Raw genomic sequence first — 26,287 nt, forward strand, 5'->3', positions numbered from 1 at the left:
TTTTTTCGACTTAATATTGAGATGACTCCTAAAATCCCCGAATCCGTGCTGGTTGTGATCTATGCCGCCAATCTCGATGTGCTGCTGATAGAGCGCGCCGACCATGCTGGCTATTGGCAGTCGGTGACCGGATCGAAGGATTTTCCGGAGGAGCCCTTCGCACTGACTGCTGCGCGCGAAGTGGCGGAAGAGACCGGAATTCTGGTTGCGGATTGTGCGCAGCCGAGCGGCTCTGCGGTGCCGTTGCATCATCTGCGCGACTGGCAGCTATCGAATATCTATGAGATTTATCCAATCTGGCGTCATCGTTATGCGCCCGGGGTGACGCAGAATACCGAACATGTGTTTGGCCTTCTGGTGCCGCGCTCGATCCCGATTGTGCTGGCGCCGCGCGAGCATGTCCGGCATCGCTGGCTGCCTTATCGCGAAGCGGCGGATCAGTGTTTCTCACCTTCCAATGCGGAGGCGATTCTGCAGTTGCCGGCGCATCTGGGCTGATTGCATGTGGCTAGCGCGGTTTTCGACAAAGTAGCATACTGATAAATGTATTTTTTTATACCGCATTGTTTTATTGCGGCAAAGGCATGATTATTAACCATACTCCCATATTTATTATTTCTCATAGAGGCGGTGCCGGGCGCATGTAGTGGTTGTAATCTGATCGGCAGACGGTAGAATATTCACATGAAACTAAGCATCGCAACTTATAACATCCACAAGGGCATGTCTTCCTTTGGCAGCCATCCGCGCATTCTGGCGATGAAGAAGGCTATCGATGCACTCGATGCAGATTTGGTGTTTCTGCAGGAAGTGCAGGGACGGCATGATTTGCATGCGGCGCGCTATCCGCTGTGGCCAAGCCAGGCGCAGGCTGCCTTTCTGGCTGGCGCCTCGCGCCATTCGGCATATGGGATGAATGCGGTGTATAGCCACGGCCATCACGGCAATGCGCTGCTGAGTCAGTTCGAGATAGCTTCGTCGAGCAACCGGGATATCTCTGACCATGCATTCGAGCAACGCGGGATTCTGCATTGCGTGGTGCGCACGCCAGCCGTCGAGGTGCATTGCTATGTGATCCATCTGGGACTGTTTGCGGCTGGGCGGCGACGCCAGACCGAGGGCTTGATCGAAACTATCGAGGCCTCCGCAACGCCAGGCGCGCCGATTATCATTGCCGGCGATTTCAACGACTGGGGCAATCGCCTGAGCGCGGCGCTGCAGTCGCGCCTGGGCGTGACGGAAGTATTCGACGATGGCATGCCCAAATTGCGCCTGCGCGATTATTTGCACCGCAAGAGCCGCCGCGTGCCGACGGCAATGCCGGCGCGCACTTTTCCTGCCGCCTTGCCGATGTTGCGGCTGGACCGGATTTATGTGCGCGGTTTTACGATCGAGTCGGCCGAGGTGCTGCACGGCGCGCTGTGGGCCGGGCTGTCGGACCATGCCCCGATTATCGCGACGCTGCGTCTTTGCTAGTCGCGGCCCATGCGACAAGTCAACTTCACTTCTCAAAACTCCGTCACGTTGCTGTATTGCGGCACTGAATTCTTCCCGGCCCTGATTGCGGCGATGGATGCTGCGGTGTCCGAGGTGTACCTGGAAACCTATATTTTTGCCGACGACATCACCGGCCAGGCCGTCAGGGAGGCGCTCAAGCGGGCGGCGGCGCGCGGCGTGGCGGTCAACGTGATCAGCGACTGGCACGGCACCGGGCGCGTCTTTACTGGCTTGCTCGACGCCGAACTGCGGGCAGCCGGCGTGCATCATCGCATCTTCAATCCCTGGTTTCGTCGCGGCGTGGCGCGTTCGCACCGCAAGATCTGCGTGGTGGATCGGGACTGCGCGTTCGTCGGTGGCCTCAATATCAATAACGACTTGCAGGACGACAGCGATGCATCGGTGCGGCTGCCTGCGCCGCGCTGGGACTTTGCCGTGCAGGTGCGCGGCCCGCTGGTGGACGTGATTTATGACGAGGCGCGGGCGCAGTGGGCGCGCTTGGGCAAGATGCCGCTGATAGCGCGGCTGGAACTGTTTCAGGAATTGCGCACCAAGCGGCCGACGCGATCGAACCAGCCGGCGCTGGCCGGGCTGGTGGTGCGCGACAATCTGCGCAATCGCCGCACCATCCAGCGCGCTTACCTGCAGGCGCTGGGCGGCGCGCGCAAGAGCGCATTGCTGGCCAATCCCTATTTTGCCCCGGGCCACAAGTTCCGCCGGGCGCTGGCGGCTGCCGCAGCGCGCGGGGTGGAGGTGACGTTGCTGATCGGAGTCGGACAGTTCCGGTTGCAGGATTCAGTGGCGCATGCGTTCTATCCGAAACTGCTGAAAAGCGGCGTCAAGGTGGTCGAATACCGCAAGACCCAACTGCACGGCAAGGTCGCGGTAGTGGATGACGATTGGGCCACGGTCGGCTCCAGCAATTGCGACGGCCTGAGCCTGTTCATCAATCAGGAGGCGAATGTGGTGGTGAAGGATGCCGCATTTGCCGGCACGCTGCGGCGTCATATCGAGGATGGCATTGCCGCTGGCGTGATGATCCAGCTGGAGGATTTCACCAGTATTCCGTGGTACAAGCGGGTCTGGTACGGCTTCACGTATCTGGTGTATCGGGGTGTGATGCGCATCGTTACCCTGGGTAGTTATTCCTGATGGCGTTGCGGTTTTGGCAGGAGCGCCTTCAGGCGCGATTTAAACCCGGGAGTGACTGATTTTGTCAAAATAATTGCTTGATGTAAATTTTACCCAATAGAATGTTGGGAGCAATTGCTATGGATATGCATGTAGTTTTTTAGGGGATGTCATGGTCCGGCCAATTTTTCTGGCGCGTGTTGCATTGATTTTTTTCGGGCTGGAATGCGTTGCGTTTCAGGTCTGCGCCACCGAAGCTGCCGAGACCGCCTCGGCACCCGCCTACACTTATTTCGGTGTGCTGAATCAACGCTCCATCACTCTGACCGCAGAATTGTGGAATCCGATTTTGCGCTATGTCAGCGCCAGAAGCGGCGTGCCATTACGTTTGAAGATGGGCAAGACTGCTCAGGAAACCACGCAGATGACGCTGCGCGGCGAGTTTGACTTTGTGTACACCAACCATCTCTTCACGCCGGAACGCAACCAACTCGGTTATCAGATCATCGCCCGCTTCAATACGCCGGGGATTCGTGGTCAGATCGTGGTGCCGGACCATTCACCGATGAAGACACTGCGCGATTTGCAGGGCAAGGAAGTCGCTTTCTCCTCGGTTGGTGCGTTTGCCGGTTACTCGCTGCCAATGGCTGGCTTGCTGCGGACTGGTGTGCGGGTCAATCCCTTGTTTACCGGTAATCAGGAGTCGAGTATGGCGCGTCTGGCGCTGGGCAAGGTGGCCGCTGCCGGGGTGAATAGTCAGGTGATGGAGAATTATGCGCAGCGCGAGAGATTCAAGTATCGCGTGCTGTACAGTTCCGAGCCGTATCTCGATCTGCCAGTGATGGCGCATCCTCGTGTTTCCTTGGATAAAGTTAAACGGGTACAGAAAGCGTTGCTGGGAATGGGAGCAGATACCGAGGGACGGCAGATTCTGCAGGCGGCAGCCGATCTTCTCAAGAGTCGGCAATTGCGGGAATTCATCGTCGCAGACAAAGCGGATTATGAAAATTATCGCCGGTTTTACCGGACTACCAAGGTAGGGAAATAGTGACGTATCTGATTGAAAAAATAGTGCAGGCATGGCGCAATACCGGGCTGTATGCGCGTTTGTCGCTGCCCATTTTCTTGCTGATCCTGTCGGTGACTGTGGTCCAGGGATACTGGCTGCTATCGGATGCAAAATCCGATGCGCAGATAAGCTACCGGGAGGAATTGCACGAAATACAACGCTACCTGGCGCCGACCTTGGCCGAGCTAGTAGTGATTGAAGACATCAGTGCGATCAGGCAGTTGCTGCAATTGCAAGTCAGTGAGCGTGCTGATCTTGAATGGGTGCAGTGGCAGTACCAATTGAATCTGCTGCAAGTGATGGATCCGGATGACAGAGTCGGGCTGGTTGCGCCAGCCTGGTTTGTGGGCCTGCTTTCGATCCCTGCGTTAGAAGCGGCGGGGCCGGTCATGCTCGGCGGCGAGCACTACGGTGTCTTACGCTTACGGATCACGCCGGTCCCGGTCATCAACAAGGTATGGCGCCGATTTCTGGATTGGGGCAAGCTTTTCAGTGTATTGAGCTTGGCGCTATTCGTACTGGTGAATCTGATCCTGCGCGGCAATCTTGCTGCGCTCAGGCAACTTTTTGATGCGGTCAAGAGATTCAAGTCAGGCAATTACAGCGTGCGTGTGCCGGCCAGTGGCGGCACCGAGACCCGCGCGGTGGCCAGCGCTTTCAATGACATGGCCGCCGAACTGGAAGCCTTGCTGCAGTCATTGAAAGAAAGTCACAGCACGCAAAGCCAGCAACTGCATTTCAACCAGCAGTTGCTGGCGGCGTTGCCAATCCCCATCTATTTCAAGGATACCGAGGGGCTGTGCCTCGGTGTAAATACGGCTTGGGAAAATTTGTACGGATTTTCTGCCGACCAGATTGTCGGCCGCACTGCGCAGCAGGTATTTTCCAGTGCGCCGGAGTTTCTCTCTTATCACACCGGAATGGATGCCGAGTTATTGCGCCACCCGGGCCGGCAGACCTACGAAATCGTTATTCTGGCGCATGGCGCCTTGCATGATGTCATTTATTGCAAGGCCACCTACACCAATGTTGACGGCAGCGTGGCCGGTTTGATCGGTGCGATTGTCGATATTACCGAGCGCAAACAGGCGCAAATCGCACTGCAAGCGGAAAAGGAGTGGGTCGAGGTGACGCTTGCGTCGATTGGCGACGCGGTGATCACCATCGACCTGGAGGGCCGGGTGGGGATGCTTAACGGCGTGGCGCAGCAGCTGACCGGGAATACTTTCGATGCGGTGCAAGGGCATCCGCTGGAGGCGGTTTTCAAGGTGTTGGATGAAACGACCCGACAGCCTGCCAAGGATTTCATCTCGTCTGTCACGTCGGGAGAACCCCGTACGGCGCTTACCAACTTGATATTGCTGGGCAAGGAGGGCAAAGAGTGTTCGATCGAATGTTCGGCAGCTCCCATCCGCAATCCCGGGGGCACGCTATTCGGCTGCGTGCTGGTGTTTCGCGATGTCAGCGAGAAGCGCCATTTGCTCAGTCAGATCACCTGGCAGGCCAGTCATGACGCGTTGACCAAACTGCCCAATCGGGTCTTGCTGGCAGATCGCTTCCGGCAGGCCATCGCCGGTGCGCAGCGCCACCAACAGCTGCTGGTGGTTTGCCTGCTTGATTTGGATGGGTTCAAGCCGATCAATGATTATTACGGCCATGAGTTGGGCGATCATTTGCTCATAGAGCTGGCCGGCCGCTTGTCATCTGCGCTCAGAGGCGAGGATACCGTGGCCCGTCTGGGCGGAGATGAGTTCGTCCTGCTACTCAGCGGCTTGAACGATACCAATGAAATCGGGCTGGCGATGAGCCGGATTCTGGCGAAAGTGGCCGAGCCTTATCTGCTCGATGGTCAGCAGGTCCAGGTTACGGCCAGCATCGGCGTGGCGGTATATTCGCACGACGATGTCGATTCGGATACCCTGCTGCGGCATGCCGATCAGGCCATGTATCAGGCCAAGCAGGCCGGGCGCAGTCGCTATCATCTGTTTGACACTAATCAGGATCATCAGGCGCAAAGCCAGCAGCATCAGCTGGATCGTATTCGTCGGGCGCTATTGCAGGGCGAGTTGCGTTTGTATTATCAGCCCAAGGTCGATATGCGACGTGGACAGGTGGTCGGGATGGAGGCGCTATTGCGCTGGCACCATCCTGAAAGAGGCGTGGTCGGGCCGCTGGATTTCCTGCCCCTGGTCGAGCAAACCGACCTGATCGTCGATATCGGCGAGTGGGTGCTGCACGAAGCCCTGCGGCAAATGGCGTTGTGGGCGGAGATGGGGGCGAGCTGGGTTGTCAGCGTCAATATTGCTGCACGTCATTGTGAACGTCCTGATTTCCTGGCGCGACTCAAAGACATCCTGGCCGACCATCCCGCGGTATCGCCCCGCCTGCTGGAGCTGGAGATTCTGGAGTCGGCCGCGCTGGGCGATATCATTTACGTGCGCAATCTGATTACAGCCTGCCATGCGCTGGGCGTGACTTTCGCGCTGGATGATTTTGGCACCGGCTATTCATCGTTGACCTACCTCAAACGCTTGCCCGCCGATGTGTTGAAAATCGATCAAAGCTTTGTGCGTGGCATGCTCGATGATCAGGCGGATTTGGCGCTGGTCAAGGCGGTCATCAGCCTGGCAGCGGTATTTAATCGCACCGTCATTGCGGAAGGGGTGGAAACTGATGAGCATGGGGCGTTGCTGATGCAGCTGGGGTGCGATCTTGCGCAAGGTTACGGCATTGCCCGTCCGATGCCGGCAGCGCAAGTGGTGGCCTGGTCACGGCAATACCGTCCTGCGCCACTGTGGGCTGAATGGGCCGATAGCAAATTGGATGACAAGGATTTTCCGCTGCTGGTGGCGCAATATGATCATCAAAAATGGGTCAGGCAAGTGATGGATTCGAGTGAAGGCCAATGTGCATTGAGTTTTTCGCAGATCAATGACCATCATTGTTGCCGTTTTGGCCTATGGTATGACGGGCATGGCAGTACGCATTACGGCCATTTGCCGGAATTTTCCGCGCTGGAAGCGCTGCATGTCAGGATGCACGATATCGGGCCGGAAATTGTGGGTTTGAATAGCGCCGGCCAATTTGCAGCAGCCAAGGCATTGGAGCCGGGTTTGCTGCTGATGCAGGAAGAGATGCTGCTGCAATTGGCAAGCTTGCAGCAGGCAGTGGCCAAGCAGCGCTCTGGAATGCACAATGGGAGTGATGATGTCTGACCATGTGCGTATCGATAAATGGCTGTGGGCGGCGCGCTTTTTCAAGACCCGTTCACTCGCCACGGATGCGGTCGATAACGGCAAGGTGCGCTGCAACGATGAGCGCGTCAAACCGGCGCGCAACCTCAAGCCCGGCGACATCCTGACCATCAATAATGGCGCGACCGAATGGGAAGTCGAGGTGGTCGGCTTGTCGGACCTGCGCGGTTCCGCCCCGCAAGCGCAGCTGCTGTATGCAGAAACCCCCCGAAGTAGTTTGAAACGCCAGAACGAGACCGAACAGCGGCGCCTGTTCCATGAACCTACCAGCGAGATCAAGGGCCGCCCCACCAAGCGCGACCGGCGGCTGCTGGATAAATCCAGCACATAAGACGCACGCAATTGTGTAGGTTGGATGAGCGGCTTCATCGCTGAACCTACAAAACTGCCCCGACATTTGCGGGCGTGAATGTCGGATTACGCACTCGCTAACCTGACGTAACCCACCAATAATCCCCCGCATCACCAAATAGAACGCCAGCTCTAAACTTCCGGTTTGACATTTGTAGCGTGCAGCATAAAATAGAACGGCCGTTCCTATTTGATTTGTGCCAGACTTCTGCAAATCGATTAAACACCATTTGGATACCTTTGAACATTATTAATACGCCATTAAAATCCATGAGAAAAGGCGAGCTTACCCGCGCCGCCATTCTCGATGTGGCACTCAATCTTGCTAGCCGGAATGGCTTGGAAGGTCTGACGATCGGCTTGCTTGCAGAAAAGATGCACATGAGTAAATCCGGCGTGTTTGCGCATTTCGGCTCACGCGAAGATTTGCAAATCGAAGTGCTGAAGCTGTATCACAGCCATTTCGAGCAGGAAGTGTTTTATCCAAGTACGAAAGCGCCACGTGGATTGCCGCGGCTGGAAGAAATGTTTGCGCGCTGGGTCAAACGCGTGACGGTTGAGATCGCCTCCGGCTGCATCTACATCAGCGGTGCTGCCGAATACGATGACCGTCCGGGCCAGATTCGCGATGCCTTAGTCGGCATGGTGCGCGCCTGGCAGGAAGCCTTGCTGCGTTGCGCACAGCAAGCGGTCGAAATGGGCCATTTACGCATTGAGACCAATCCGCAGCAAATGGTCTTCGAGATTTACGGGTTGATTCTTGCCTTGCATCATGATGCCCGGTTCTTGCAGGTGCCTGGCAGTGTGGAGCGGGCACAAATCGGTTTTGAACGCTTGATTGAAAGCTATCGCATGCCTGCCCCGGATGCTATTGGCAGAAATAGTAAACCCACCGCCACATAAAGTTGGCGGTTTAATTTAAATGTTGTGAGGAGAAAATAATGGGTCAATACGTCGCTCCCTTGCGTGATATGCAATTCGTGCTACATGAATTGCTGCATGTTGAAGATGCACTGAAGCAAATGCCGAAACATGCTGATATCGATGCCGATATCATCAATCAGGTACTGGAAGAGGGCGGCAAGTTCACCTCAGAAGTATTGTTCCCGTTAAACCACTCCGGTGACCGCGAAGGCTGTCATCACGACAAGGCGGCGCACAGCGTGACCACGCCAAAGGGCTACAAAGAAGCGTACCAGCAATATATCGCTGCCGGCTGGCCGGCATTGTCATGCGACCCGGAATACGGCGGCCAGGGCTTGCCGCTGGTGCTCAACAATTCGTTCTACGAGATGATGAATTCGGCCAACCAGGCCTGGACCATGTACCCCGGCCTGTCGCACGGCGCGTATGAATGTCTGCACGAACACGGCACGCCGGAGCAAAAAGCGCTGTACCTGCCGAAGCTGATCTCCGGCGAATGGACCGGCACCATGTGCCTGACCGAGTCGCATTGCGGCACCGATCTGGGCATGTTGCGCTCGAAGGCGGAGCCGCAAGCGGACGGCTCCTACACGATCAGCGGCAGCAAAATTTTCATCTCGGCCGGCGAACATGACGTGGCGCCGAACATCCTGCATCTGGTGCTGGCGCGTCTGCCAGGCGCACCGGAAGGCTCGAAAGGCATTTCGCTGTTCCTGGTGCCGAAGTTCCTGCCGAACGCCGACGGCACGCTGGGCGCGCGCAACCCGATTACCTGCGGCGCGATCGAAGAAAAAATGGGCATCCACGGCAACTCGACTTGCCAGATGAACCTGGACGGCGCCACCGGTTGGCTCATCGGCGAACCGCACAAAGGCTTGAATGCGATGTTCGTGTTCATGAATGCGGCGCGTCTGGGCGTGGGCATGCAGGGCCTGGGCCTGACCGAAGTGGCTTACCAGAACGCCGTGGTATACGCCAAAGACCGGATTCAGATGCGCAGCCTGTCGGGCGTGAAAGCGCCGGACAAGCCAGCCGACCCGATCATCGTGCATGCCGACGTGCGGCGCATGCTGCTGACCGCCAAAGCGTATGCCGAAGGCGGCCGCGCTTTCTGTTCGTATGTCGCGCTGCAGATCGACCGCGAACTGAATCATCCGGATGCAGATGTGCGCAAGGAAGCCGCCGACCAGGTCGCGTTGCTGACGCCAGTCGTGAAAGCCTTCATCACCGACAACGCCTGGATTGCAACTTCCGAGTGCATGCAGGTGTACGGCGGCCACGGTTTCATCGCCGAGTGGGGCATGGAACAGTATGTGCGCGACGCCCGCATCAACATGATTTACGAAGGCACCAACACGATCCAGTCGCTGGATTTGCTGGGCCGCAAGATCCTGATGGACAACGGCGCCAAATTGCGCAAATTCGGCGCGCAGATTCAAGCTTTCGTGGAAGAAAACGGCACCGACGAAGCGCTGTCCGAATTCATCACCCCGCTGGCCGATATCGGCAGCAAAGTGACCAAACTGACGATGGAAATCGGCATGAAGGCGCTGCAGAATCCGGACGAGGTCGGGGCTGCCGCGGTACCGTATCTGCGCGTAGTCGGGCATCTGGTGTATGCGTACTTCTTCGCGCAAATGGCCAAGGTCGCACTGGAAAAACAGGACTCCGGCGATACTTTTTACACTGCCAAACTGGCCACCGCGCGCTTCTATTTCGCCCGCCTGCTACCGGAAACCGCGATGCTGATCCGTCAGGCGCGCTCTGGTTCGGCCAGCCTGATGGCGCTCGACGCAGATTTGTTCTAAACCACATACTGTTTAGTGTATTTTTTTATTCCGCAATAAAAATATGCGGTAATTGCGGCATTTATTCGCATACTCCCGTCAATAATCAATATAAGCGGCGGGGTATGCGGTGCTGAAAATAGCTGTATTTGAGAGGATTAAATGATGTCGAATTTCATCGTAAAAAAAGTTGCAGTACTGGGTGCCGGCGTCATGGGGGCGCAAATCGCCGCCCATTGCATCAATGCCAAAGTACAGGTTGTATTGTTCGATCTGCCTGCCAAGGAAGGGCCGAAAAACGGCATCGTCCTGCGCGCCATCGAGAATCTGAAAAAACTCAACCCGGCGCCGTTCGGCAACAAGGATGACGCCGCCTATATCGAAGTCGCCAATTACGAAGACAACCTGGAGCTGCTCAAGGGCTGCGACCTGATCATCGAAGCGATTGCCGAACGGATGGACTGGAAGCACGACCTGTATCAGAAGGTCGCCCCATTCATCGCGCCGAACGCGATTTTCGCTTCCAACACTTCCGGCCTGTCGATCACCGGATTGTCCGAAGGCTTCAGCGCGGAACTGAAAGAACGCTTCTGCGGCGTGCATTTCTTCAACCCGCCGCGCTATATGCATCTGGTGGAACTGATCCCGACCGTTGCGACCCGTCCCGAAATCATCGACCAGCTCGAAGGCTTCCTGACCACCACGCTGGGCAAAGGCGTGGTGCGCGCCAAGGATACGCCGAACTTCATCGCCAACCGCGTGGGCGTATTCGGCATGATGGCAACCATGTTTGAGGCCGAAAAATTCGGCTTGACGGTGGATGTGGTCGATGACCTGACCGGCAAGAAACTGGGGCGCGCCTCTTCTGGCACGTTCCGCACTGCCGACGTGGTCGGGCTCGACACCATGGGCCACGTCATCAAGACCATGCAGGACAATCTGGCCGATGACCCGTTCTTTGCGATCTACAAAACGCCGGATGTGCTGGCTACGCTGGTGGCTGCCGGCGCACTCGGTCAGAAGAGCGGCGCCGGTTTCTACAAGAAAGTCGGCAAGGAAATCCAGCGGCTCGATTTCGCCAGCGGTGAATACGTCGCAGGCGGCGCCAAGGCCGCCGATATTGTGGCCCGTATCCTGAAAGAAAAAGATCCGGTCAAGCGCATGAAAGCGCTGCGCGAATCGAGCAACCCGCAAGCGCAATTCCTGTGGGCCATTTTCCGCGATGTGTTCCATTACATCGCGATCCATCTGGATACCGTGGCCGACAATGCCCGCGATATCGATTTCGCGATGCGCTGGGGTTTCGGCTGGAACGTCGGCCCGTTTGAAACCTGGCAAGCATCCGGCTGGCAGCAAGTTGCAAGCTGGGTCAAGGACGACATCGACGCCGGCCACGCGCTGTGCGATGCGCCGCTGCCGGCCTGGGTGTTCGACGGCCGTGAAGGGGTGCATACCGCTGACGGCTCGTATTCTGTCATCAGCAACAGCTATGCACCGCGTTCCACTCTGCCAGTCTATGCGCGCCAGATATTCCGCGCGCCGGTCTTTGGCGACGGCGCAGCCGATGGCCGCACTGCCGGCGTGACCGTGCATGAAGACGATTCGGTGCGGATCTGGCATCAGAACGACGATGTGCTGATCCTGTCGTTCAAGACCAAGATGCACGTGATCGGCGACGGCGTGGTCAACGGCATGAAAATGGCGCTGGCGGAAGCTGAAAAGAATTTCAAGGGTCTGGTGATCTGGCAGGCCGATGCAGCCGAAGGCGGCGCTTTCTCCGCCGGGGCCGATTTGCAATCGATGCTGCCGCTGTTCATGTCCGGTGGCGTCAAGGCGATCGAGCCGGAAGTCGTCAAGCTGCAAAACGCCCATCAGGCGCTGAAATATGCAAATGTGCCGGTAGTCGCCGCAGTCGCCGGCCTGGCGCTGGGCGGCGGTTGCGAAATTATGCTGCACGCGGCCAAGCGGGTGGCCTCGATCGAATCCTACATCGGCCTGGTGGAAGTCGGCGTCGGCCTGATCCCTGCCGGCGGCGGCTTGAAAGAAGCTGCCGTGCGCGCCGCCGCCAACGCCAAAGGCAACGATTTGCTGCAATTCCTGAAAGTCTCTTTCACCAATGCCGCCATGGCGAATGTGTCGAAATCGGCATTGGAAGCGCAGAAAATGGGTTACCTGTCGGCTGACGACGTGATCGTATTCAACACTTATGAGTTGCTGCATGTAGCCAAAGTCGAAGCGCGCGCAATGTTCGACGCCGGTTATCGCGCTCCGCTGCCGGTGCAAGTGCCGGTGGCGGGCCGCTATGGCATGGCAACCATCATGGCGCAACTGGTCAACATGCGCGACGGCGGCTTCATCTCGGCCCACGACTACAAGTTGGGCGCGATGATCGCCGAAATCGTCTCCGGCGGCGAAGTCGAACAGGGCAGCATCGTGAATGAGCAATGGCTGCTCGATCTGGAGCGCAAAGCCTTCATGGAATTGCTGAACCATCCCAAGACCCAAGAGCGGATCATGGGCATGATGCAGACCGGCAAACCAGTTCGCAACTAGTAACTTAACTAGTAACTAATATCATCACTCCTATTAAATTAGGGGTGGCCGATTTTTCTCCCTGCGCCTGAAGCGCAGGGAGTTAAAACAAGGAGCACCACAATGACCAAACAACTTCAAGAAGCCTACATCGTTGCTGCAACCCGTGCCCCGATCGGCAAGGCGCCGCGCGGCATGTTCAGAAATACCCGTCCGGACGACCTACTGGTGCGCGTGCTGCAAAGCGCGCTGCTGCAGGTGCCGAACCTCGACCCGGCACTGATCGAAGACGCCATCGTCGGCTGTTCTTTTCCGGAAGCGGAGCAGGGCGGCAACATGGCGCGCATGGCGATATTGCTGGCCGGATTACCCAATACCATCGGCGGCGTCACCGTCAACCGCTTCTGCGCGTCCAGCATCACCACGATTGCGATGGCGGCAGACCGCATCCGTGTCGGTGAGTCCGATGTGATGATTGCCGCCGGTGCGGAATCGATGTCGATGGTGCCGATGATGGGCCACCATCCGTCGATGAACATGAACCTCTTCAAGGATGAAAATATCGGCATGGCCTACGGCATGGGCCTGACTGCAGAGAAAGTCGCGCAGCAATGGAAAATCTCGCGTGAAGCGCAGGATCAGTTCGCGGTGGATTCGCACCGCAAGGCGATTGCCGCCCAGCAGGCCGGTTACTTCAACGATGAAATGACTTCAGTCGATATCATCGAACGGGTGCCGAACCTGGCCACCGGCCAGATCGACATCAAGACCCGCACCGTCAGCCAGGATGAGGGCGCACGCGCCGACTCCACGTTGGAATCGCTGGGTCGCCTGAAACCGGTATTCGCCGCCAAGGGCACGGTGACTGCGGCCAACAGCTCGCAAATGTCGGATGGCGCCGGCGCGCTGATCCTGGTCAGCGAGAAAATCCTGAGGCAGTTCAACCTGACTCCGCTGGCACGTTTCGCCTCGTTCGCAGTCAGGGGCGTGCCGCCGGAAATCATGGGAATAGGACCGAAATTTGCGATTCCTGCCGCCTGCAAGGCCGCCGGCATCACGCAGGACCAGATCGACTGGTTCGAGCTGAATGAAGCGTTCGCTGCGCAATCGCTGGCAGTGATTCAGGACCTCGGCCTCGATCCATCCAAAGTCAACCCGATGGGCGGCGCGATTGCGCTGGGCCATCCGCTGGGCGCAACCGGCGCGATCCGCTCCGCCACCACCATCCACGCATTGCGCCGCAACAACCTGAAATACGGTATGGTGACCATGTGCGTCGGTACCGGCATGGGCGCGGCTGGGATTTTCGAGCGCATGTAATCACGCTTGATTGCATCGACAGGCGCGACCGGCAATCCCGGCGCGCTTTTTTAATATTAGGGAGACAAGATGGATATTTTGACCAGCAAGAATGCGGGCATCCTGACGATAGAATTCAATCGTCCCGACAAGAAAAATGCGATCACCGCCGCGATGTATCAAAGCATGGCCGATGCCTTGCAGGATGCAGAAACAGACGGCGCGGTGCGTGCCATCCTGTTCGTCGGCAAGCCGGAAATTTTTACCGCCGGCAATGACCTGGCAGATTTCATGGCAAATCCGCCACGCACTGAAGCCAGCCCGGTATTCCAGTTCCTGCAGCAGATCAGCCACGCCAGCAAACCGATCGTGGCGGCGGTATCCGGCGCAGCGGTCGGCATCGGCACCACCATGCTGATGCATTGCGACCTGGTGTATGCGGCCGATAACGCCCGCTTCTCGATGCCGTTCTCGCAACTCGGCCTGTGCCCGGAAGCAGCGTCGAGCCTGCTGTTTCCGCAGATTGTCGGCTATCAGCGCGCAGCGGAGAAGTTGCTGTTGGGTGAAGCATTTTTAGCCCAGGAAGCTTTCGACATGGGCTTGGTGAATCGTATTTTGCCGGCCGATCAATTGCTGGAGTTTGCGCGCCAACAGACCGCTAAATTGGTGGCTTTGCCAGCTTCTTCGATTCGCACCACCAAGCGTTTGATGAAGAGTCAGAAAGCGGCGATTGAAGCCAAAATCGCGGAAGAGGGGCAATATTTCCGCGCGATGCTGTCTGCGCCGGAAGCGAAAGAAGCTATCAGCGCATTTCTGGAGAAACGCAAACCGGATTTCACGCAATTTTCCTGATCAATTGACGCTGCCAAAAGATGCCGGTGGTTCGCCGGCGTCAGCAGGGAAGTCCGAGAACTCCATCACCTGACGCACCTCGATGGTTTCATTGTCGGAAGCGGGGCAGCGCGAGGCCCATTCGAGCGCCTCTCGCTTCGACTTCACCTGAATCATCCAGTAGCCGCCGAGCGTTTCCTTCACCTCAGAGAAGGGACCGTCGGCCACCATCGGCTTACCTCTGGAAAACGTGACGCGCGCACCCATCGAGGGCGGGTGCAGGCCAGCGAGTGCGAGCAGCACGCCGGCCTTTTGCAGGGATTCGTTGTACTGCATCATCGCTTCAACCGCCTTGGCGTCCGGCATGGTACCCGGCGCTGCATTCTCATACCCGTTGGGGATCATCAGCATCATGAATCGCATTGCGGTAACTCCTTCTGGTGGGCGTTGGGGCAGGGCTTTTGGACCGGCTCAGGGCATGACGATGACCATCCAGCCAACGCCGAAACGGTCGGCAACCATGCCGAAGCGCGAGGAATAAAAGGTCTTGGCCAATGGCATCTGGACCTGCCCGCCGTCGGCCAGAGCGGCGAACCGCCTTTCGGCCTCGGCATCATCAGGCACTGCGAGCGAGAGCGCAAAGCCCTGGAAATTCGGCTGCCCCAGGCAGCGGCCATCTGAAGCCATCATCGTTGTATCGCCGATGCGCAAGCTCGCATGCATCACCTTGTTCTCCGAACCGGGCGGACACATCCCAGGCTCGTGCGGCTCCGGGCTGTCCTGGAAGCGCATCAGCATCATCACTTCTGCGCCGAGCGCGCTACGGTAGAACTCGATGGCCTCTTCGCAACGGCCATCAAAGAACAGATAGGGTTGGACTTGCATAGGAATCCTTTCGGGTTGGGTTAGCAGCCGGACTTGCGGACGGACCCGGCCGGTTGGAGAATCCGCACTTTGACTCTACGACGAACGAGGCTGCGCACAGTCGACTTTGCACAAACTTTTTTCATCCGGATCGCAGTCCTCCCGACGCCCGGAGCCTGCCACGGCCCTCCGATACACCCCAAATCGCTCAGTATCGAACAACAGCAGAATATATTGTTAAACTTGCCATATTGGCCGCGAGGTGCGGCTTGCTTGAGGGCCGCCGCGGCACTATTGACACACTTTTCCACGCTGATTGCGCACTTCTCATCTCCGTCACAAAAGGATCACTCTCATGAAAATCGACCTCTCCGGCAAGACTGCCATCGTCACAGGTTCCACGGCCGGCATCGGCTACGCCATCGCCAAAGGCTTGGCGCAGGCGGGTGCCGAAGTGATAGTGAATGGCCGCACGGCAGCCGCTGTCGAACGTGCCGTCGCCAGGCTGATGTTGGAAGTTGCGCAAGCGAACATCCGTGGCGTTGCGGCCGATGTCGGTTCTGCCGATGGCTGCGCGGCACTGGTGGCTGCGCAGCCATCAGTCGACATCCTGGTCAACAACGTCGGCATCTACGGGCTGCAGGATTTCTTCGAGATTCCGGATGCCGAATGGAACAGATTTTTCGAGGTGAATGTCATGTCGGGGGTGCGGCTGTCGCGTGCCTATCTGCCCGGCATGGTGCAACGTCATTGGGGCCGCGTACTGTTTCTATCCTCGGAGTCGGCGCTGAACATTCCTGCCGACATGATCCACTACGGCTTCACCAAGACAGCACTCCTTTCGATCTCACGCGGGCTGGCCAAGCGTGTTGCGGGCACGGGCGTTACCGTCAACGCCATTCTGCCCGGTCCAACCTTATCGGATGGCCTCGAAGCCATGCTGAAAGAAGAGCAGAAGGCATCAGGCTTGTCTATGGAAGCGACGGCAGCAGCTTTTGTAATGAAGCATCGCCCCAGTTCGATCATCCAGCGCGCAGCGACCGTAGAAGAGGTGGCGAATCTGGTCGTCTACGCCGCTTCTCCCCAAGCTTCGGCCACCACCGGCGCGGCACTGCGGGTGGATGGCGGTGTGGTCGAAACCATCGCTTGATGGCATGCGTATGTTCGGCTCTTACAAGAACGATTTGGCGAACATGGCTAAACATTAATCTGCACGAATTGACTGCTTCGGGGCGACTCCAGCCATTCACGAATCTTGCATATTGGCCAATAACGACAATCATCCGTGCGCATCAGCTAGGCAGGATAAGGTTTGGCTTGGCAGCGACTGTTGGCGTAAGTGGCGCAAAAATTACGTCTTTTAGGACGTTTTCCTATAGTTATCGTGAAAGCCCACTCTATGCGTATTGCCGTTGTATCAGACATTCATGGAAACTTACCCGCACTTGAGGCGGTTGTGCGAGACATCAAACGCCGCGGCGTCGATGCCGTAGTTAACCTTGGAGACAGTTTGTCGGGCCCGTTATTGCCCCTCGAAACGGCGCAGTTCCTAATGTCACAAGATTGGGTTCATCTTGCCGGCAACCACGAGCGCCAGCTTCTTACTCACGGGCCGGGCCAGCGCGGTGCCTCTGACGAATTCACGCATTCCAAACTAACCGCCAAAGAGTTTGACTGGCTGGCCTCACTGAAGCCGAGTGTTACGTTTAGTCCTGAAGTGTTGCTTTGCCACGGCACTCCAGCGAGTGACGTCGAGTATTTTCTCGAAACGGTCGAGCCTACACACGTACGTGCTGCCACGCAGCTAGAGATTGATGCACGCCTTGGCGCAGTTCGCGCTGAACTGATTGCCTGTGGACACACTCATGTTCCAAGGTTGGTGCGTTCATCGGTTGCTCAACTAATCGTGAATCCAGGCAGCGTAGGGCTCCCAGCCTACGACGACATTTATCCGTATCCACACGTTATTGAGGCTGGTAGCCCAGACGCCCGCTATGCAATCATAGAGCGACGGGATGGTGTGTGGGCGGGTGCGCTCATTGCGGTTTCCTACGATTACAAGGCGATGTCGAAACTCGCGCAGGGGCGGCAAAGGCAGGATTGGGCCAAAGCCCTATTGTCTGGGTACATGTCTTGAACATGGCTAAACATTAATCTGCACGAATTGACCGCTTCGGGGCGACTCCAGCCATTCACGAATCTCGCATATTGGCCAATAACGACAATACATCGGTGCGCATCAGCTAGGCAGAATAAGGTTTGGCTTGGCAGCGTCCAATGTTGCCCATCTGCATGTGTAATTTCATTATGCGGCTTGCGGGCAAATGGCTACCCTAAACCCCACAGCATCCAGATTCCTTGGCGAACCCGTAACTACCAAGCCAGGGTTCGCCCGGGGTTCCTTAGCGCGGCGGCGGCACAATCACGATGGTTTCGCCATTTGAGGTTCTGGTGCCCGTGTTTCCTCTTGCGCCAGTCCTGCCGGTGGCGCCGGTGCCTCCAGTTGCACCGGTGTATCCGGTGGCACCGGTATCCCCAGTGGCACCGGTGTATCCAGTCGCGCCAGTATCCCCGGTTGCGCCAGTGTATCCAGTGGCACCGGTTTCCCCGGTTGCGCCAGTGTATCCGGTGGCACCGGTTGCGCCGGCACCGCCAGCCCTGCCGGTTGCACCGGTGTATCCAGTCGCGCCGGTGTCACCGGTTGCCCCTGTGTATCCGGGCTCTCCTTGCGGTCCGGCCGGACCTGCGGGAAGCGAAATACATCCACCCAGCGCGAGAGCAGCCAATATTGCAACAAACAGTTTTGAGTACTTCATGATGATTTCCTTTATTTGGCAAACGAGTACTACGCACGTTATTGTGAGCAGCCACCCGGATTCGATCAGTTTCCGACGACAAGGTTCAGTGTCGGCAGATCAGACCATCGCTATTGCAAGGTCGCATCCGCAACCGACACGCACCGATAACCCCGGCGCATATCCTGTCGATGCGTTGCGATTGTTGATGATGCTACGCGAACTGCCCAGCTGATTCTGTACGCTAGCGCGCATAGTAAAATTTGTCTGCAGGGCCCATCCGTGTGCTCGCGCCAGAGAGATTGGCGAACAAGTGCAACGGCCGCATGCGCCTCAAATTACCAACAGGAATACGATGCACTTATTTACCATTAACAAATTTGCCAGATTGGCCGCCGGGAGTTGCTTGCTGGTGTGGGCCGCTGCGGGCTGGGCTCAGACGTTGCCGGCGACGGTGGATGACGCTCTGCAGCGCGCCGGCATTCCGGTGGCCGGGGTCGGGATTTATGTGCAGGACGTGTCGGCTGGCGCGGCGTTGCTGGAGGTCAATGCAGCGGTCGCGTTCAGTCCGGCATCGGTGATGAAGCTGGTGACTACCGATGCGGCGCTGGAACTGCTGGGTCCTACTTACGCCTGGAAAACCCGGGCTTATGGAGCCGGGCCGCAGCGCGGCGATGTGCTGCAAGGCGATTTGATCATCCAGGGCAGCGGCGACCCGAAACTGGTGCTGGAGAATTTCTGGCTGTTCCTGCGCCGGATTCGGGCTCAGGGAATCCGCGAAATCAGCGGCAATCTGGTGCTCGACCGCAGTGCGTTCGAGGACAATCCGCACGATGCGGCCGCCTTCGATGACGAGCCCGGCAAGCCGTACAACGTCGGGCCGGACGCCTTGTTGCTGAACTACAAGACGATAGGTGTGCGCTTCTTGCCGGATGCGGCTGGCACCGTGCGGGTCTCGATGGATTTGCCGTTTGCCGGATTCAGGGTCGCCGCGCCGCTGCTCTCAAACGGCGATTGCGGTAACTGGCAGGATAAGCTGGGCGCTGAATTCACCGCCGATGGCCTCGTTTTTAACGGCGCGTTTCCGGTCGCATGCGGCGACAAGACCTGGTACATGAACCCTTACCGAATCAGCCATGTGGAGTTTTTCGGCAAGATGTTTCGCCAGATGTGGCTGGACCTGGGCGGGACGTTCAATGGCGCAGTCATCAACGGCCGCCTGCCTGACGACGCCAGCCTGATTGCCGAATGGTCATCCCAGGCGCTGCCGGAAATCGTCCGCGATATCAACAAATACAGCAACAACGTGATGGCGCGCCAGGTTTTGTTAAGCCTGTCGCCCGCAATCCCGCTGCTGCCGGCCAGCACCCGGCGCGGTGCCGATGCGGTGCGTTTCTGGCTGGCGGGCAAGGGCATCGCTGCGCCGGAACTGGTGATCGACAACGGTTCCGGCTTGTCGCGCACCGAACGTATTTCACCCCGCACTCTGGGGCGCATGCTGGTGGCGGCATTCCATGCGCCGACCATGCCGGAATTCATCGGGTCGCTGCCGCTGGTGGGGCTGGATGGCACGATGCGCAAGCGGCTGCGGGATGACGATATCGCCGGCCATGCCCATATCAAGACCGGTTCGCTGGACCAGGTGCGTTCGATTGCCGGCTTTGTACTGGCCGCGTCCGGCCGGCGCTATGTGGTGGTGTGCCTGATTAACGATCGCAACGCCGCAGCGGGACGCGCGGCGCAGGATGCGTTGCTGCAGTGGATTTATCAGGCTGGGTAAGTTACTGTTCAGCCCCCTAGGGATGCCCCCTCGCCCGCTTGCGGGAGAGGGTGATTGCAAAGTCGACGACTTAATTAATCGCTGCACTCTTCGTGGATGCTTTGTCGGGGTAGCCCGACAGCTACTCACTTTTCTTTGCTTCGCCAAAGAAAAGTAAGCAAAAGAAAGGCGACCGCAGACTTGCCCTTCGGGTACCCGTTTGTGTGCTGCAAAAAATGGGAAATGAAGGAACTCGCTACGCTCAGACAGCCTTCATTTCTGATCCATTTTCTTCAGCGCACAAACGGCTGCGTCCCAAGCGGCCTAACGTCAAAAACAGCGTCAAGACAACCGTCAATAGCATAAATTCATCACGTGGATATCCACCGTATAGTGGGCTGAATAATTACCCTGGTAATAATTTTTACGGGGGTATGCAAGTTTTCCGCATTAGGTATATGCGGAAAACGATGTCGCCTATTGGAGTATATTGCTCACGCAGAGCATTGCATCACAGCAGCACCGGCCGGTTGTCGAGTTGATTGCTGCTCGCGCCCTGCGCCGGGTAATGCTTCTGCAGCAATGCATTGATTTTTTGCAGCGCCGTAATGACGCTGTGGTGAAACTCGTCACGGGCGAAGCCGTGTGTCATGGCGTGACAAATTGCTTGCCAGTCGCTGCTGTCAACCTGCCGGCCTACGCCCCGGTCGGTCACGATCTCGACCTTGCGATCGGCTAGATTGACGTAAACCAGTACGCCGCAATTCTCTTCGGTATCCCAGATCCGATGCAGTGCGAACAGTTCGCGGGCACGGTCGCGGGCCGAGACATGCTGCAGCACTTCGGCCAGGGTCAGCGACGGCTCGATGATCAGGCAGACTTCGGCCCGGTGCAGCGCTTCGCCTGCGGCGATGGCGGCTTCAATCGCTTTCAGGGTGGCGGGCGGAAAAACGCGGCGGCCGGTGCCGGAAGTCGTCAGCAGATGCCGCTTCAGGCGTGTAAGTAAATGCATCATCACCAATCCCCCGACGCGCCACCGCCATCAAAACCACCACCTCCACCACCAAAACCACCGCCACCACCGCCGCCAAAACCACCACGGGATGAGCCACCGGAATGTCTGCCGAATTCGCCGCCCAGCAGGCCCCCTAGTCCGGCGCTGCCCAGAATCACGCCGGCGTTGCGGCCCTTGGCGCCGTATTTGAAGGAACTGCGCGAGCGCTGATAGATGATGGCGATGAACATGAATAACAGAAACAGGATCGGCAGCCAGCCCGAGAGCCCATCGTCCGTCGCCTGTTGTTTACTCTTGCCGGTGGGCGCTGGCAGATGCTCCTGATCCATCAGTGTGGTCAGTGCGGTGATGGCGGCCACCAGCCCGCCGTGATAATCGTTCTGGCGGAAATACGGCGCGATCACGTCCTGCAGGATGCGTTTCGACTGGGCATCGGTGACGGTGCCCTGAATCCCGCGCCCGGCCTCGATGCGCAAGCGGCGCAAGGCTTTATCGTTGTCTTTTGCGACCACCAGGATGACGCCGTCATCGACGCCTTTGCGCCCCAGCTTCCAGGCGTCGGCTACCCGGATGCTGTATTGCTCGATGGCTTCCGGCGCGGTGCTAGTCACCAGCAAAATCGCAATCTGGCTACCGCTGCGGACTTCGTATTCCTTCAACACCTGGTCCAGATTGCTGCGCTGCTTGGCGTCCAGCATCCCGGCCTGATCGATTACATGGGCCGACAGCGGCGGCACCGCTACAAGGCCTTGTAACTGCGCTTGCACCTGCGCCTGCGCGCCAGCCATCGACAACCATAGCGCCAGGGTGCAGGTGAGCAGAATACGGAATGTGTACATGCTTGTGTGTGAAAATTATTTGCCGAAATTCACTGTGGGTGCGTTCGAGATTGCTTTTTCATTCTCGACCGTAAACGAGGGCTTGACTTTGTAGCTGAAGACCATCGCAGTCAGATTGGTCGGGAAGCTGCGCGCCAGCACGTTGTATTCTTGCACGGCAACAATGTAACGCTGGCGCGCCACGGTGATCCGGTTTTCGGTGCCTTCCAGCTGTGATTGCAGATCGCGGAAGCTGGTGTCGGCTTTCAGATTCGGATAATTTTCCGACACCGCCATCAGGCGCGACAGCGCGCCGGACAATTCGCCCTGTACTTGCTGGAACTTGTTGAAGGCTTCCGGATTGTTCAATACTTCCGGCGTGATCTGGAAGCTGGTGGCGGCGGAGCGCGCCTTGATCACGGCTTCCAGCGTTGCACTTTCGTGCGAGGCGTAACCCTTGACCGTATTGACCAGATTCGGGATCAGATCGGCGCGGCGCTGGTATTGGTTGACCACTTCGCCCCAAGCCCCCTTGATGCCTTCATCCTTGGCCTGAAAATCGTTATAGCCGCAGGCCGACAGGGTGACGCTCAACACCGCGATTGCAATCAGTTTCAGCCATTTGTTCATTTTATTTTTCCTGAAGTATTGGGATAGTAATGCAGTGATCATCATGTTACCGCTCAAAGCTTATTTTGGGGACTGTGCCGGGATTTCAATTGTTCGCCGTCCGAAACAGCATGATCGGTGGCGTTACAATGCACGGGTTTGCCTCACTCAAGACACGTCATGACATTCATCGAAAAACTCTCCGCCGCCTGGGCCGCGCACGATTCTCTGTTGTGCGTTGGGCTGGACCCCGACATCAGCAAATTCCCGCCTCATCTGCAAGGGCAACCGGACGCGATCTTCACTTTCTGCAAGGCGATTATCGATGCGACAGCCGATACCGCGTGCGCGTTCAAGCCGCAAATCGCCTATTTTGCCGCGATGCGGGCCGAAGATCAGCTGGAAGCGCTGTGCAGCTACTTGCGCGTCAATTATCCACAACTGCCGGTGATTCTGGACGCCAAACGCGGCGATATCGGCGCTACCGCCGCACAATATGCGCGCGAAGCGTTCGAGCGCTACGGTGCCGATGCGGTGACGGTGAACCCGTACATGGGTTCCGATTCAGTCGCGCCGTATCTGGAATGGCAGGATCGCGGCACCATCGTGTTGTGCCGCACCTCGAACCCGGGCGGCTCCGACCTGCAATTCCTGAACGCCAACGGCCGTCCGGTGTACCAACATGTGGCGCAACTGGTGGCCGAAAAATGGAACACCAACGGCCAGTGCGCGCTGGTGGTCGGCGCGACCTTCCCCAACGAACTGGCTGCGGTGCGCGCGATTGTCGGCGAGATGCCGCTGCTGGTGCCCGGCATCGGCGCGCAGGGCGGCGACGTTGCCGCCACCGTGGCAGCGGGCAAGACCGCCGATGGCTGCGGCATGATGATCAATTCTTCCCGCGCCATTTTGTATGCGGGGCAGGGCGAGGATTTTGCCGCTGCCGCACGCGTGGTGGCGCTGGCGACGCGGGATGCGATCAATCGCTGCCGTAAATAATCTCCATTTCGCACATCAAGAGAAATAAGCAAAAAATGATTTCGAAAGATTCCCCCTCGCTGGACCCGGATGACTGGCAAGCGCTGCGTGCGCAAGGCCACCTAATGCTGGACGACATCATTGATTACATGGCGAACGTGCGCCAGCGCCCGGTCTGGCAACCGATCCCGCAGCACAAGCGCGACATTTTCACCGAACCGTTGCCGACCGCGCCGACTGCTTTGGCCGCTGTGCATGACAGTTTCATGCAGGATATTCTGCCGTATGCAGGCGGCAATACGCATCCCGGCTTCATGGGCTGGGTGCAGGGCGGCGGCAATCCGGTCGGCATGCTGGCCGAGATGCTGGCGGCCGGTTTGAACGCCAATCTCGGCGCGCGCGATCAGATGCCGCTGGAAGTGGAACGCCAAGTGCTACGCTGGGTGCGCGAACTGTTCGGCTTCCCGGATACGGCCACCGGCCTGTTCGTCACCGGCAGTTCGATGGCGAACCTGATGAGCGTGCTGGTGGCGCGCACTGCGGCGCTCGGGCTGGAAGTGCGGCAGCACGGGCTGGCCGCCGACGACCGCCGGCTGACCGCCTACACTTCGGCCGGCGCGCACGGATGCATTGCGCAAGCGGTCGATTTGTCCGGGCTGGGTTTTGATGCCTTGCGGGTGATTCCGATGAATGCGCAGCATCAGATGGACCTGGCGGCGCTGCAGCGCGCGATTGTTGCCGATCGCGCACAGGGTTTCACGCCATTCTTCATTGCCGGCTCGGCCGGCACGGTCAACCACGGCGCGATTGATGACTTGACCGCGCTGGCTGATATCGCGGCCAGAGAAAGGCTGTGGTTCCATGTCGATGGCGCTTACGGTGCGCTCGGGATGTTATCAAGCGAAATCGCGCCGCGTCTGAAAGGCATCGAGCGCGCCGACAGCATCGCCTTCGATTTCCACAAATGGATGCAGGTACCTTACGACGCTGGCTTCTTTCTGGTGAGGGATGGCACAGTACATCACGACGCCTTTGCTTCGCCGGCGGCGTATCTGCGCAGAGAAACACGCGGTCTGGCGGCCGGTTCGCCCTGGCCTTGCGATTTTGGCCCCGACCTGTCGCGCGGTTTTCGCGCCCTCAAAACCTGGTTTACGATCAAGGTCTACGGCGCTGAAAAGCTCGGGCGGGTGATTGCCGGCACTTGTGCGCTGGCGCAATACCTGCAGCAAAAAATCGAGGCCGAACCGAAGCTGGAACTGCTGTCACCGGCCTCGCTCAATATCGTTTGTTTTCGCTATCGCAGCGCCGAGTGTGATCGCGTCAATGCCGAACTGATCGCCGATCTGCACGAATCCGGCATCGCCGCCCCATCCGCCACCACGGTCCACGGCTGCCTGGCGATACGGGTGGCGATCGTCAACCATCGCACCGAGAAGCGCGATATCGACGCCCTGTTCGACGCAGTGATCAAGCTGGGCGATGCAGCGGGCAAGTAAAAAAGATGCGATAGATATTGAAACAGCTTAATGGCCAGCATGGCGCGAACTTCATTCATGGCGGCTGGCTGGGCTCGACCGCCGGGACGGAATCGCTGGTTGTATTGGGATTATGCTGAAAACAGCATGAAAGCAGGATAAGCAGAATTGGCAGACAGAATTGGCAGAATTAACAGGCAGCCACAACGGAAAACACCGAGACGCTCAGTGTCCCGTGTGGCTGGCATATGCCAAGTCGCACCGTAGAGGCATCAGTAGCTGGTCCACCTCTATCGTATAAGCGGCAGCTAATATTGTGATTGTGGCTTATTTTTCATTTCGTCATTCTTCATCATGCACTCTTTCATCATCATTTCATCTTTCTCCATTTTGCAGTCCTTCATCATCATGTCCTGCTTATTCGAGTCCTGCTTATCCATCATGCGGTCTTTATGCATCTTGTCGTGTCCAGGTTGCGCGCATCCTGCCAGTACACCCAAGGATATGCTCAGCACTGCAATAAGCTTATTCATATTGTTTTTCCTCAAATATAAGTTGCATAAGTCGCGCGATATTGCGCAATTTAGTTTAATTAAATTTAGTGATTACTTTGTTGTCGCGGCTCAAAAAGGTGCTAATTGAAGTGGCGATTTGCCATGCAAATCCGTTGCCGGGAATGATTGGGCATATGCTAACCGGACCGGTTGCCAGAACCAGGCACGCATGCGGGTGAGCATGTGGCGTGCCAGTTGGTTCGTGCCCTGCAATGAGGTGCGGTTGAGGTGGCGCTGTAAAACCGTCGTTTTTAGGATGAAACAGGCGTTTTCAGGAAGCGCAATATCCCGTTCAAGCTATGTACCACGGTCTGTTCACGCACCGCGTGCCGGTCGCCAACGAACACCTTGCGTTCGGTTATGGTCCGCCCACCCATGGCCCAGCTGAAGCAGACGGTGCCGACTGGCTTGCCCGGCACTGCGCCGGTGGGGCCGGCAATTCCTGTGGTGGCGATGGCGATGTGCGCATTGCTGTTGACCAGTGCGCCTTGGGCCATCGCAGCGGCGATTTCTTCGCTGACCGCGCCGTGTTGCGCAATCAGCACTGCCGACACGCCCAGCATTTCAGTCTTCGAGTCGTTTGAATAGGGGATGTAGCCGCAGTCGAACCATTCCGAGGAACCGGCAATTTCAGTGATCGCTTGCGCCACGCCGCCGCCAGTGCAGGATTCTGCGGTGGCTAGCAGCAAGTCTTTTTGTTGCAGTGCCTGGCCGACTTCTGCGGCCAATTTGATGATGTCTTCCATTT

General features: G+C 57.8%; 24 protein-coding genes. 16 read left to right on the forward strand and 8 right to left on the reverse strand.

Annotation, left to right across the window (positions count from 1 at the left end; genetic code table 11):
• Window positions 1-21 precede the first annotated feature (21 nt).
• The 11 genes from nudB to FKCLFG_RS03405 all read left to right on the forward strand — a co-directional run bounded on the left by nudB (window position 22) and on the right by FKCLFG_RS03405 (window position 14,696).
• Window positions 22-498: a dihydroneopterin triphosphate diphosphatase gene (nudB, locus tag FKCLFG_RS03355; RefSeq protein WP_472614817.1), complete on the forward strand. Its 477-nt coding sequence runs from the start codon at window positions 22-24 to the stop codon at window positions 496-498.
• 186 nt (window positions 499-684) lie between these two features.
• A complete protein-coding gene (locus FKCLFG_RS03360; protein ID WP_472614818.1) occupies window positions 685-1,476 on the forward strand; it encodes an endonuclease/exonuclease/phosphatase family protein in 792 nt (263 codons plus the stop codon).
• 9 nt (window positions 1,477-1,485) lie between these two features.
• Window positions 1,486-2,649, forward strand: coding sequence for a cardiolipin synthase ClsB (gene clsB, locus FKCLFG_RS03365; RefSeq protein WP_472614819.1), 1,164 nt, complete (start codon window positions 1,486-1,488; stop codon window positions 2,647-2,649).
• A gap of 151 nt (window positions 2,650-2,800) precedes the next feature.
• Window positions 2,801-3,676, forward strand: a complete 876-nt coding sequence (locus tag FKCLFG_RS03370) for a phosphate/phosphite/phosphonate ABC transporter substrate-binding protein (protein WP_472614820.1) — start codon at window positions 2,801-2,803, stop codon at window positions 3,674-3,676.
• Window positions 3,676-6,912, forward strand: a complete 3,237-nt coding sequence (locus FKCLFG_RS03375; protein WP_472614821.1) for an EAL domain-containing protein — start codon at window positions 3,676-3,678, stop codon at window positions 6,910-6,912. Before FKCLFG_RS03370 ends, FKCLFG_RS03375 begins: the two co-directional genes overlap by 1 nt.
• Window positions 6,905-7,282 (forward strand): RNA-binding S4 domain-containing protein, encoded by a 378-nt coding sequence (locus FKCLFG_RS03380; protein ID WP_472614822.1) that lies wholly within the window; start codon window positions 6,905-6,907, stop codon window positions 7,280-7,282. Before FKCLFG_RS03375 ends, FKCLFG_RS03380 begins: the two co-directional genes overlap by 8 nt.
• Before the next feature lie 290 nt (window positions 7,283-7,572).
• A complete protein-coding gene (locus FKCLFG_RS03385; protein ID WP_472614823.1) occupies window positions 7,573-8,205 on the forward strand; it encodes a TetR/AcrR family transcriptional regulator in 633 nt (210 codons plus the stop codon).
• A 38-nt stretch (window positions 8,206-8,243) separates the two neighbouring features.
• On the forward strand, window positions 8,244-10,034 hold the full coding sequence (locus FKCLFG_RS03390) for an acyl-CoA dehydrogenase C-terminal domain-containing protein (RefSeq protein WP_472614824.1): 1,791 nt from the start codon (window positions 8,244-8,246) through the stop codon (window positions 10,032-10,034).
• 144 nt (window positions 10,035-10,178) lie between these two features.
• Window positions 10,179-12,566, forward strand: coding sequence for a 3-hydroxyacyl-CoA dehydrogenase/enoyl-CoA hydratase family protein (locus FKCLFG_RS03395; protein ID WP_472614825.1), 2,388 nt, complete (start codon window positions 10,179-10,181; stop codon window positions 12,564-12,566).
• Between the two features lie 102 nt (window positions 12,567-12,668).
• The gene (locus tag FKCLFG_RS03400) at window positions 12,669-13,865 is read left to right on the forward strand and encodes an acetyl-CoA C-acyltransferase (protein WP_472614826.1); all 1,197 of its coding nucleotides are present in this window, start codon (window positions 12,669-12,671) and stop codon (window positions 13,863-13,865) included.
• A gap of 69 nt (window positions 13,866-13,934) precedes the next feature.
• Window positions 13,935-14,696, forward strand: a complete 762-nt coding sequence (locus tag FKCLFG_RS03405) for an enoyl-CoA hydratase (RefSeq protein ID WP_472614827.1) — start codon at window positions 13,935-13,937, stop codon at window positions 14,694-14,696.
• Here the strand turns inward: FKCLFG_RS03405 and FKCLFG_RS03410 are convergent, their stop codons facing one another.
• Together FKCLFG_RS03410 and FKCLFG_RS03415 are read right to left on the reverse strand one after the other, a co-directional pair.
• A complete protein-coding gene (locus FKCLFG_RS03410; RefSeq protein ID WP_472614828.1) occupies window positions 14,697-15,098 on the reverse strand; it encodes a YciI family protein in 402 nt (133 codons plus the stop codon).
• A 48-nt stretch (window positions 15,099-15,146) separates the two neighbouring features.
• The gene (locus FKCLFG_RS03415) at window positions 15,147-15,560 is read right to left on the reverse strand and encodes a VOC family protein (protein ID WP_472614829.1); all 414 of its coding nucleotides are present in this window, start codon (window positions 15,558-15,560) and stop codon (window positions 15,147-15,149) included.
• Between the two features lie 334 nt (window positions 15,561-15,894).
• Between FKCLFG_RS03415 and FKCLFG_RS03420 the strand changes: the two genes are divergently transcribed.
• Together FKCLFG_RS03420 and FKCLFG_RS03425 are read left to right on the forward strand one after the other, a co-directional pair.
• Window positions 15,895-16,689 (forward strand): SDR family NAD(P)-dependent oxidoreductase, encoded by a 795-nt coding sequence (locus FKCLFG_RS03420; RefSeq protein ID WP_472614830.1) that lies wholly within the window; start codon window positions 15,895-15,897, stop codon window positions 16,687-16,689.
• A 249-nt stretch (window positions 16,690-16,938) separates the two neighbouring features.
• The gene (locus tag FKCLFG_RS03425; protein WP_472614831.1) at window positions 16,939-17,676 is read left to right on the forward strand and encodes a metallophosphoesterase family protein; all 738 of its coding nucleotides are present in this window, start codon (window positions 16,939-16,941) and stop codon (window positions 17,674-17,676) included.
• Between the two features lie 285 nt (window positions 17,677-17,961).
• On the opposite strand, the gene FKCLFG_RS03430 is transcribed toward FKCLFG_RS03425, so the two are convergent.
• The gene (locus FKCLFG_RS03430) at window positions 17,962-18,336 is read right to left on the reverse strand and encodes a hypothetical protein (RefSeq protein WP_472614832.1); all 375 of its coding nucleotides are present in this window, start codon (window positions 18,334-18,336) and stop codon (window positions 17,962-17,964) included.
• Between the two features lie 353 nt (window positions 18,337-18,689).
• On the opposite strand from FKCLFG_RS03430, the gene dacB reads away from it, so the two are divergent.
• Complete coding sequence (dacB, locus tag FKCLFG_RS03435; protein ID WP_472614833.1) at window positions 18,690-20,114, forward strand: D-alanyl-D-alanine carboxypeptidase/D-alanyl-D-alanine endopeptidase; 1,425 nt, start codon at window positions 18,690-18,692, stop codon at window positions 20,112-20,114.
• Window positions 20,115-20,604: 490 nt separating this feature from the next.
• Here the strand turns inward: dacB and FKCLFG_RS03440 are convergent, their stop codons facing one another.
• The 3 genes from FKCLFG_RS03440 to FKCLFG_RS03450 are packed head-to-tail and all read right to left on the reverse strand — an operon-like array spanning window position 20,605 to window position 22,556.
• Window positions 20,605-21,105 carry a TPM domain-containing protein gene (locus tag FKCLFG_RS03440; protein ID WP_472614834.1) on the reverse strand — a complete coding sequence of 167 codons (501 nt, stop codon included), beginning with the start codon at window positions 21,103-21,105 and terminating at the stop codon, window positions 20,605-20,607.
• Window positions 21,106-21,107: 2 nt separating this feature from the next.
• Window positions 21,108-21,947, reverse strand: coding sequence for a TPM domain-containing protein (locus FKCLFG_RS03445; protein ID WP_472614835.1), 840 nt, complete (start codon window positions 21,945-21,947; stop codon window positions 21,108-21,110).
• A gap of 15 nt (window positions 21,948-21,962) precedes the next feature.
• Window positions 21,963-22,556 (reverse strand): LemA family protein, encoded by a 594-nt coding sequence (locus FKCLFG_RS03450; protein WP_472614836.1) that lies wholly within the window; start codon window positions 22,554-22,556, stop codon window positions 21,963-21,965.
• A 159-nt stretch (window positions 22,557-22,715) separates the two neighbouring features.
• Here FKCLFG_RS03450 and pyrF point away from each other — a divergent pair, with 159 nt between their 5' ends.
• Together pyrF and FKCLFG_RS03460 are read left to right on the forward strand one after the other, a co-directional pair.
• Complete coding sequence (gene pyrF, locus FKCLFG_RS03455) at window positions 22,716-23,531, forward strand: orotidine-5'-phosphate decarboxylase (RefSeq protein WP_472614837.1); 816 nt, start codon at window positions 22,716-22,718, stop codon at window positions 23,529-23,531.
• A gap of 35 nt (window positions 23,532-23,566) precedes the next feature.
• Window positions 23,567-25,006: a pyridoxal phosphate-dependent decarboxylase family protein gene (locus FKCLFG_RS03460; protein ID WP_472614838.1), complete on the forward strand. Its 1,440-nt coding sequence runs from the start codon at window positions 23,567-23,569 to the stop codon at window positions 25,004-25,006.
• A gap of 287 nt (window positions 25,007-25,293) precedes the next feature.
• Here FKCLFG_RS03460 and FKCLFG_RS03465 read toward each other — a convergent pair whose 3' ends face one another.
• Both FKCLFG_RS03465 and FKCLFG_RS03470 read right to left on the reverse strand, forming a co-directional pair.
• The gene (locus tag FKCLFG_RS03465; RefSeq protein WP_472614839.1) at window positions 25,294-25,518 is read right to left on the reverse strand and encodes a hypothetical protein; all 225 of its coding nucleotides are present in this window, start codon (window positions 25,516-25,518) and stop codon (window positions 25,294-25,296) included.
• A gap of 272 nt (window positions 25,519-25,790) precedes the next feature.
• Window positions 25,791-26,285 carry a CinA family protein gene (locus FKCLFG_RS03470; RefSeq protein ID WP_472614840.1) on the reverse strand — a complete coding sequence of 165 codons (495 nt, stop codon included), beginning with the start codon at window positions 26,283-26,285 and terminating at the stop codon, window positions 25,791-25,793.
• Between the last annotated feature and the right edge of the window lie 2 nt (window positions 26,286-26,287).

The sequence above is a fragment of the Gelidimonas denitrificans genome, assembly GCF_055694065.1.

What these genes read in the sequence shown, in the direction of transcription:
- nudB (WP_472614817.1), top strand. Translation starts at nt 22, where the DNA reads ATGACTCCTAAAATCCCCGAATCCGTGCTGGTTGTGATCTATGCCGCC.
- FKCLFG_RS03360 (WP_472614818.1), top strand. Translation starts at nt 685, where the DNA reads ATGAAACTAAGCATCGCAACTTATAACATCCACAAGGGCATGTCTTCC.
- clsB (WP_472614819.1), top strand. Translation starts at nt 1,486, where the DNA reads ATGCGACAAGTCAACTTCACTTCTCAAAACTCCGTCACGTTGCTGTAT.
- FKCLFG_RS03370 (WP_472614820.1), top strand. Translation starts at nt 2,801, where the DNA reads ATGGTCCGGCCAATTTTTCTGGCGCGTGTTGCATTGATTTTTTTCGGG.
- FKCLFG_RS03380 (WP_472614822.1), top strand. Translation starts at nt 6,905, where the DNA reads ATGTCTGACCATGTGCGTATCGATAAATGGCTGTGGGCGGCGCGCTTT.
- FKCLFG_RS03385 (WP_472614823.1), top strand. Translation starts at nt 7,573, where the DNA reads ATGAGAAAAGGCGAGCTTACCCGCGCCGCCATTCTCGATGTGGCACTC.
- FKCLFG_RS03390 (WP_472614824.1), top strand. Translation starts at nt 8,244, where the DNA reads ATGGGTCAATACGTCGCTCCCTTGCGTGATATGCAATTCGTGCTACAT.
- FKCLFG_RS03395 (WP_472614825.1), top strand. Translation starts at nt 10,179, where the DNA reads ATGTCGAATTTCATCGTAAAAAAAGTTGCAGTACTGGGTGCCGGCGTC.
- FKCLFG_RS03400 (WP_472614826.1), top strand. Translation starts at nt 12,669, where the DNA reads ATGACCAAACAACTTCAAGAAGCCTACATCGTTGCTGCAACCCGTGCC.
- FKCLFG_RS03405 (WP_472614827.1), top strand. Translation starts at nt 13,935, where the DNA reads ATGGATATTTTGACCAGCAAGAATGCGGGCATCCTGACGATAGAATTC.
- FKCLFG_RS03410 (WP_472614828.1), bottom strand. Translation starts at nt 15,098, where the DNA reads ATGCGATTCATGATGCTGATGATCCCCAACGGGTATGAGAATGCAGCG.
- FKCLFG_RS03415 (WP_472614829.1), bottom strand. Translation starts at nt 15,560, where the DNA reads ATGCAAGTCCAACCCTATCTGTTCTTTGATGGCCGTTGCGAAGAGGCC.
- FKCLFG_RS03420 (WP_472614830.1), top strand. Translation starts at nt 15,895, where the DNA reads ATGAAAATCGACCTCTCCGGCAAGACTGCCATCGTCACAGGTTCCACG.
- FKCLFG_RS03425 (WP_472614831.1), top strand. Translation starts at nt 16,939, where the DNA reads ATGCGTATTGCCGTTGTATCAGACATTCATGGAAACTTACCCGCACTT.
- dacB (WP_472614833.1), top strand. Translation starts at nt 18,690, where the DNA reads ATGCACTTATTTACCATTAACAAATTTGCCAGATTGGCCGCCGGGAGT.
- FKCLFG_RS03440 (WP_472614834.1), bottom strand. Translation starts at nt 21,105, where the DNA reads ATGCATTTACTTACACGCCTGAAGCGGCATCTGCTGACGACTTCCGGC.
- FKCLFG_RS03445 (WP_472614835.1), bottom strand. Translation starts at nt 21,947, where the DNA reads ATGTACACATTCCGTATTCTGCTCACCTGCACCCTGGCGCTATGGTTG.
- FKCLFG_RS03450 (WP_472614836.1), bottom strand. Translation starts at nt 22,556, where the DNA reads ATGAACAAATGGCTGAAACTGATTGCAATCGCGGTGTTGAGCGTCACC.
- pyrF (WP_472614837.1), top strand. Translation starts at nt 22,716, where the DNA reads ATGACATTCATCGAAAAACTCTCCGCCGCCTGGGCCGCGCACGATTCT.
- FKCLFG_RS03460 (WP_472614838.1), top strand. Translation starts at nt 23,567, where the DNA reads ATGATTTCGAAAGATTCCCCCTCGCTGGACCCGGATGACTGGCAAGCG.
- FKCLFG_RS03465 (WP_472614839.1), bottom strand. Translation starts at nt 25,518, where the DNA reads ATGAATAAGCTTATTGCAGTGCTGAGCATATCCTTGGGTGTACTGGCA.
- FKCLFG_RS03470 (WP_472614840.1), bottom strand. Translation starts at nt 26,285, where the DNA reads ATGGAAGACATCATCAAATTGGCCGCAGAAGTCGGCCAGGCACTGCAA.